General features: G+C 59.8%; 6 protein-coding genes and 1 pseudogene. All 7 read right to left on the reverse strand.

The window, feature by feature from the left end:
- Nucleotides 1-101 precede the first annotated feature (101 nt).
- Nucleotides 102-1,379, reverse strand: coding sequence for a tRNA (N(6)-L-threonylcarbamoyladenosine(37)-C(2))-methylthiotransferase MtaB (gene mtaB, locus I2E26_RS07450; RefSeq protein WP_195420230.1), 1,278 nt, complete (start codon nt 1,377-1,379; stop codon nt 102-104).
- Between the two features lie 12 nt (nt 1,380-1,391).
- Nucleotides 1,392-2,534, reverse strand: coding sequence for a molecular chaperone DnaJ (dnaJ, locus tag I2E26_RS07455; RefSeq protein ID WP_195420231.1), 1,143 nt, complete (start codon nt 2,532-2,534; stop codon nt 1,392-1,394).
- 96 nt (nt 2,535-2,630) lie between these two features.
- Nucleotides 2,631-3,722, reverse strand: coding sequence for a DnaJ domain-containing protein (locus I2E26_RS07460; protein ID WP_187231601.1), 1,092 nt, complete (start codon nt 3,720-3,722; stop codon nt 2,631-2,633).
- Nucleotides 3,723-3,852: 130 nt separating this feature from the next.
- Nucleotides 3,853-4,320: a dCMP deaminase family protein gene (locus tag I2E26_RS07465; RefSeq protein WP_147588232.1), complete on the reverse strand. Its 468-nt coding sequence runs from the start codon at nt 4,318-4,320 to the stop codon at nt 3,853-3,855.
- Between the two features lie 79 nt (nt 4,321-4,399).
- Complete coding sequence (gene hemW / locus I2E26_RS07470) at nt 4,400-5,530, reverse strand: radical SAM family heme chaperone HemW (protein WP_195420232.1); 1,131 nt, start codon at nt 5,528-5,530, stop codon at nt 4,400-4,402.
- A gap of 18 nt (nt 5,531-5,548) precedes the next feature.
- Nucleotides 5,549-6,586 carry a tRNA dihydrouridine synthase DusB gene (gene dusB / locus I2E26_RS07475; protein WP_195420233.1) on the reverse strand — a complete coding sequence of 346 codons (1,038 nt, stop codon included), beginning with the start codon at nt 6,584-6,586 and terminating at the stop codon, nt 5,549-5,551.
- 4 nt (nt 6,587-6,590) lie between these two features.
- Nucleotides 6,591-7,199, reverse strand: a pseudogene (locus I2E26_RS07480) (elongation factor 4); the annotation flags it as partial.

Consider the following 7,199-nt stretch of genomic DNA (forward strand, 5'->3'; position numbering starts at 1 on the left):
TCGATAGCCCGGAAGAGCATATCGGAAGCACCCGTAACGAGCCCATGGTCCACGGAGCGAGGAAGCGCAATGCGCACGGAAGCAGCCCCCATCACACCCTCCTATGCGATATCCAAAAGACGCCCATGTAGAACCCCGTGCTCATCGACGGACTCGAGACGCACCTTCGACAGCGAGCCCACCTGAACGGCAGCCGGGGTATCGAGAACCACGCGCTGGAATGATCCAAGCGTGCCCTCGCGTGCGGTCTCGAGCACGACGGACTCTACGGTATCGACACGTCGAAGCGCGTCCTCGCGAGACATCTCCACTGCAAGCGCACGCATCCGCGCGGAACGCTCAGCCATGACCTCGGGGGAAACCTGATCGGGAGCCGCCGCGGCAGGCGTGCCGGGACGCTTGCTATACCGAAAGACATGCATACGCGAAAAGCCAACGGTGCGGCAGAGCGCCAAGGACTCCTCGAACTCCTCATCGGTCTCACCGGGAAAGCCAACGATGACATCACAGGAAAGCGAGATAGACGGTACCGCCTCGCGCAGGCGCTTCACCAATGAAAGGAAATCCTCGGAGGTATACGGACGTGCCATCCGATGCAGTGTGGCATCGCAGCCCGACTGGAGCGGCAAATGCAGGAAAGGTGCGATGCGTTCAGACGACGCCAAGCGTGCGATGAGTCGGTCGGACACGTCCATCGGCTCGATAGAGCTCAGTCGAACCTGCGGAATCGTGGAGCGCCGCAAGATAATGGAGATGAGTTCATCGAGCTCGACATGGGAATCGCTCTCGCTCTCCCCGTCGTACGCGCCCAAGTTCACGCCCGTGAGCACGATCTCGGGAATATGGGAATCCTCCGCCTCGCGAACCTGCTCAAGCACGGAGGCAACCGGAATGGAGCGCTCGGGGCCGCGCGCCTTCCAGACGATGCAATATGTGCAGCGGTGATTGCAGCCATCTTGAATCTTGATTCCCAAACGGGACCGGCCCAGGAAGCTCGATACGCCGTGAGCAAGCTCTTCGGGCGCGTGCTCGCACGATGGCGTTGCGACCGCGCGGACGCGACGCACAACATCGACCTTAGAAGGCTCAACGATAACGCGGGGAGATAGCTCGGCAATCGATTCTGGATGCAGGTTCACCGCGCAACCCGTCGCGATAACCAAGGGAGCAGGCGGCATACCCAGCGCCCGGCGCACCGCCTTGCGCGTCTTGGCCTCGGCTTCACCGGTGACAGCGCAGGTATTGATAATGACGACGTCAGCAGACGCTTCATCTACCAGCTCAAAACCCGCGCGGAGCAAATCGGTCGAGATGCGATCAGATTCGACGCGGTTGACCCGGCAACCAAGATTTACAACAGCGATGCGCGCGTTTCCCACAGTGCTCCTTGCCTAATCGAGAATATCGTCGATGGCGTCGCGAATGAAGGCGCCGACGCCACGATGCTTGTCGTACTGCTCGTCCATAACGTCTTCGTAGCGCTCGAGGAGCTCGCGTGCCTCGCTGCTCAGCTTCTCGGGAACCTTCACGATGACGCGCGCGACCAAGCGACCGCGCTCGCCGCCGCCCATACGCGGCATGCCGAAGCCCTCAACGGTAACAGCCTGGCCGTACTGGGTGCCGGCGGGAACCTTAACCGGAACCTCTTCGCCCTCCATGATTCCAGCAATCGTGACCGTACAGCCCAAGGCAGCCTGCACCATGGAAACGGTCACCTCGGTATACAGATCGTCCGCATGGCGCTGGAAGCGCTCATGCTCTTCAACCTGAATGGTAACGATAAGGTTGCCCGCTTCGGCTCCGCGGTAACCTGCCTCACCGTACCCGGAAACACGCAGTTGCCGACCTGTAGAAACGCCAGCGGGGATCTTCAAGTCAAGATGCTCGTGAGACGGAGTCCTACCCTGCCCGTCGCACATCTCGCACGGATGGTCGACGACAGTGCCCTCGCCCTGGCAGTCGGGGCACGGGGCGGAGGACTGCACGTCGCCGAAGATGGAGCGCTTATAGGTGGTTACGTAGCCCGACCCATGACAATGCGGGCACTGCTGCTCTGAAGCGCCTTCGGACAGACCGGAGCCACCGCAGTCGTCACAGGGCGCCAAGCGATCGTAGCTGATGGTCTTAGTGCAGCCAACAGCAGCTTCTTCGAGCGTGATGCCCAACGAGATGGCCATGTCACGTCCCTGTCGACGCGCCGCCGCGTTGCGGGCGCCACCGCGCGAGCCGCCGAAGAATGACGAAAAGATATCGTCCATTCCCATGCTACCGAAGATATCCGAGATATCGACATAGCTGGAGTTCATGCCAGGGCCGTCGGCAGAGCCATAGCGATCGTAATTCGCGCGCTTCTGCTCATCGGAGAGAACGGAGTAGGCTTCATTCACCTCTTTGAAGAGCTCTTCAGCGTTCGGATCGTCCGAAACATCGGGGTGCACCTCCCGCGCCTTCTTAAGAAACGCGCGCTTGATCGCACGCTGGTCCGCATCGCGGTCAACACCCAGAACCTCGTAATAATCCCTTTTGCCCGACACGCCTGAACATCCTCCTCGTGCATCTTTCCACGGCTACGGCCCGCACATCGACGAGCCGACGCTCTCCATTATGCCCTGACGGCTCAAAAGCAAACACTACATCATGCGATACGGGCTTAAGAACAATCCCTGGGTGCAGCTGGTAAACCACACGGAGAGCAGCGCAAAGAACAAGCCGTTCATAGCACCGTTCATCGCTACGGCGAAGCCTCGCTTCCACCACAGAAGCGACCGATGCAGCGGGTCGTCCGTGGCGACGTAAAAAACACCAAACACAAGCGGTACGAGGCAGATCATGGCGAACAGCGAGAACACGCCGGAGATTGCAGAAAGGATAAGGAACGGCAGCGCGAGCCCGATAACATAGAACCCGGTGCTCGCTCGGTGCTCAAGCCGCTCGGAAGCCACGCGGGCGCGCGCGACGAGATCGCCCGAAGCGGCGCCATTGGTGCCGGCATGGCCCATGCCCGGAATGCGAACGACATCACCGTCATGCGTGTCTTTGGGAAACTCGACGACCTGCTCGGAGGTAACGGCGACACGGCCCGTAGCGCCGCATACCGTACAGGGGTCTGCGACGACCTTGCCCGACCCGCCGCATTCGGGACACACCATCTGCACCGCGCCCATTCCAAACAAGGAGGACAGATCGACGCCGATGGAGCCGGAGCCTCCGCACGTGGGGCACGTACGGGCATGCTCGCTCGAAACAGAACCGGACCCATGGCAGTTCGAGCAATGCTCATAACGGCGGAACGTCACCACGCGACGCGCCCCATCGCGCGATTGCTCACGAGTAAGCTCGATATCGACCACGACATCCGCACCTTCCTCGGGATTGAACGCGGAGCTCGCGCGACGTCGACCAAATCCAGACGCGTCGAAGGGAAACCCGGTAAAAGGAAAGCCGCCAAAACCAGCGCCGCCCGCGGCGGGCTGACCGGTGCCGCCAGCTGCAAAAGGATTGCCCGAACGCATAGCGTCGTAGCGAGCGCGCTTTGAGTCGTCCGAAAGCACGGCGTACGCTTCCGAAACCTCCTTGAAGCGCTCCTCGGCGTCAGGCTCCTTATTGATATCGGGATGAAGCTTGCGCGCCTTTTGCTGGAACGCCTTCTGGATCTCCTTGGAAGATGCAGTAGGCTCCACGCCCAGAATCGCGTAGTAATCTTTATCGTTCATTCCCGCCATATGGCAAAAACTCCCCGCATCGTTGTATAGCACAGCGGGAGATATTATACCCGCGGAGCCCGCATGTGATGAAAAGGCCGCAGAGCAGCGACCCTTCCCTACCGATTTCCCATGAGCGCGCGAGCAGGCGCTACTCCAAAGTCACCTGTCTATATGTGACGCCGCAGCGGTCCAGGATATTCTTCGAAATGAGATTGTCCTCGGTGCCGTCGTATTTGTCATCGAGGTATATAACCTCTCCGATGCCGGCTTGCACCAACGTCTTGGCGCATTCATGGCACGGAAATAGCGTTACATACACGCGGGCACCCGCCATATCCTTAAGCGAACCACGATAGTTGAGAATCGCGTTGGCCTCGGCATGGATCACGTAATTATGCTTATCGTGCAACGGATCGTCGGCCGTGCCCCAAGGAAAGTCGTCGTCGTTCAACGCGGAAGGCGTGCCGTTGTAGCCGACGGACAGAATGCGATTGTGGATATCGGCGATACAGGCACCGACTTGCGTATTCGGGTCCTTGCTGCGCATGCTCGCCGCAACAGCAGCGCGCATGAAGAACTCATCCCAGCTAATAACATCCTCGCGTTTTCCAGGCATGGCAAACCCCTTTCGTTAGCTGGTCTCCAGCATGCCCCAAGACGAACGCACGCGCAAGGCCGAGATGAAGCCAAGGTCTCTACGCTGGCCGCGCGAGGTTCCAGAACAACCCGAAAAGCTCATTTCCCTCGAGCCAGCCGGCGTGCGTAGGAACGAGCGCCCCATGCGACCAACGCGCCAGACCAAGATCGACCGCTCGCGAGCAGGCAGCATCAATAAGGTCAACCGGAATGTATCGCGAGGCACGATCGAGCAGCTCCGTCGAGATGCCGCGCACCATACGGCACGAAAGCATAAGGTCTTCGGCCACGGCCTCTCGTGGAGATAGGGACTCGCGATCGAACTCGATACCTCCGTCATCAAGTTGAACGAATCGCTCGCGACCAGAATCACCCTCGTCTCGCATGCTTGCAGCGGATCGTCCCAAGCCAAGATAGCTCTTGCCGGTCCAGTACGCGATGTTATGGAGGCACTCGCAACCCGGGAGGGCGTAACTCGCCACCTCATACCGCGCGTAACCAGCGAAACGCATGAGATCCGCGGCTCTATCCATGCATTCCGCCTGGAAATCCTCGTCTGGTACCCGCACCGTTCCCGCTCGCTCCATGCGCTCGAGAGGGGTCCCCTCCTCTAGCTGCAACGGATACACCGAAATATGATCGGGACGGACCTCGCCGTCAAGCAACATGCCCAGCGTACGCTCCCACGACGCCAACGTCTGGCCGGGAAGACCGCACATAAGGTCGCACGAAACAGTCAGGCCGGCGCCGCGTGCACGCTGGACGGCTTCAAGCGCGTCGACCGCGGAATGGATACGCCCGATCGAGCTCAGCTCGCAATCGACGAGGCTCTGAACGCCGAGCGAGACGCGCGTCACACCAGCCCTCGCCAAAAGACACGCGAGCCCTGCGGAAAACGATTCGGGATTGGCTTCGCACGTGAACTCGACCGGTGTGCAAAAAGCTAGAATGCTGCAAACCAATCCGATTAGGCGCTCGCCAGCCAAGCTGGGCGTTCCACCTCCAATATAGACCGTCTTTACATCATCCAGCTCGCCAGCGTTACCGTGAGCTCGGACCTGCATCTCGAGCGCATCCAAATATGCCGCCATACCATCGAGACATGCAGCATCCGCACGAGAATCGAAATCGCAATACAGGCACTTAGATTTGCAAAACGGTATGTGAAGGTAAAGCGCTTCGTAAGGCATTACGTAGGTCCTGCAACCTTAACTATCGAAGCCCGGGATGGGCTCGCCATGGTCCACCAGCTCCACGCATTGCCGCACATCGAGCTCTATCTCGTCGACAAGCGCCATAAAGTCTTCAAACGTCGAGCACTTCACTACGCGGCCGCGCCAGCCCGCGGCATGAGGCATGCCCTTGAGATACCAGGTCGCAAATGTGCGCGCACGCGCCATATGGGCATCATGGCTCTGCAAGAGCGCAAGGTGCTCGCGTAGCGCACCGAGCCGCTCCTCGATGCTGTGCAAGGGGCAGGCCGAGCCCTCAAGGGCGATCGCGCGAGCATCATCGAAGATCCACGGATTACCATAAGTACCACGGGCGATGAACACGGCCGTCGCCGCCGTCCCATGAAGCATGCGAGCAGCGCGCTCGGCGCTGAACACGTCGCCTGAACCTATGACGGGCACCTGCACGCGATCGGCAACGGCATCGATCACGGACCAATCAGCTTGGCCGCTATAGAGCTGGCCTGCAGAGCGTCCATGGACGGCAACGGCGGCAACGCCGGCCTGCTCGAGACGAGCGGCGAAATCCGGGGCCAGCAAGCGTCCTGACTTGAAATCCTTGCGCATCTTAACGGTCACGGGGACGCGAGCGTTATCGACGCAGGCGCGCACGATATCGGCGGCGAGCTCAGGCTGCTCCATAAGGGCCGAGCCCTCACCCTTAGAAATCACCTTGCGGGCCGGGCACGCCATGTTGATGTCGACGAGCGTCAAGCGATCGCCCACGCGCTCCTGAACGACCTCGACAGCCGATGCAAATTGCTCGGGCTTCGAACCGAACAACTGGACGCAGATCTGCGGCTCCTCGGCAGCAGGAAGCACGAGCTCCCACGTCTTCTCGCTTGCGTACGCCAAGCCCGCGACGGAGACCATTTCGCTGTATGCCAAATGAGCGCCTCGACGGCGGCACATGATGCGATATGCGGCATCGGTGACACCAGCCATGGGGGCCAGAAGAAACGGCTGCTCGGCAAACGCATCGAGCAGCCGCTGGGTTTGAGAGGAAATGGGCATGTGATTACTCGTCCACCTTGAGAATGGCCATGAAAGCTTCCTGCGGCACCTCGACGGAGCCAATGGCCTTCATGCGCTTCTTGCCTTCCTTCTGCTTTTCGAGCAGTTTGCGCTTACGCGAGATATCGCCTCCGTAGCACTTGGCAAGGACGTCTTTGCGCCGCGCCTTAACGGTGGAGCGAGAGATGATCTTGTTGCCGATTGCGCCCTGGATGGGAACCTCGAACAGCTGGCGGGGAATGATCTCCTTGAGTTTATCGCACAGGCCGCGCGCCAAGCCGTACGCCTTGTCCTTGTGAACGATAAACGACAACGCGTCAACCTCGTCACCGGAAAGCAGGATATCGAGTTTTACCAGGTCACTTGCACGATACTCGGAAAACTCGTAATCGAGCGAGGCATAGCCCTTGGTGCGGCTTTTCAGCTGATCGAAGAAATCGAGAATCAGTTCGGCAAGCGGCATATCGAAACGCATCTCTACAGACTTCTGCGACAGGTGAATCATGTCGGTGGTGATACCTCGATGCTCGATGGCAAGCTGCATCACCGCGCCGGTGTACTCGGGAGGCACGATAACCTTTGCCTTGAGATACGGCTCCTCGATGCGATCGAT

It is taken from the genome of Collinsella sp. D33t1_170424_A12 (assembly GCF_015554865.1).
Taxonomy (GTDB): Bacteria; Actinomycetota; Coriobacteriia; order Coriobacteriales; family Coriobacteriaceae; genus Collinsella.

Bases quoted from the DNA above. Each gene is read 5' to 3' on its own strand.
- I2E26_RS07460 (WP_187231601.1), bottom strand. From the start codon at position 3,722: ATGGCGGGAATGAACGATAAAGATTACTACGCGATTCTGGGCGTGGAG.
- I2E26_RS07465 (WP_147588232.1), bottom strand. From the start codon at position 4,320: ATGCCTGGAAAACGCGAGGATGTTATTAGCTGGGATGAGTTCTTCATG.
- hemW (WP_195420232.1), bottom strand. From the start codon at position 5,530: ATGCCTTACGAAGCGCTTTACCTTCACATACCGTTTTGCAAATCTAAG.
- dusB (WP_195420233.1), bottom strand. From the start codon at position 6,586: ATGCCCATTTCCTCTCAAACCCAGCGGCTGCTCGATGCGTTTGCCGAG.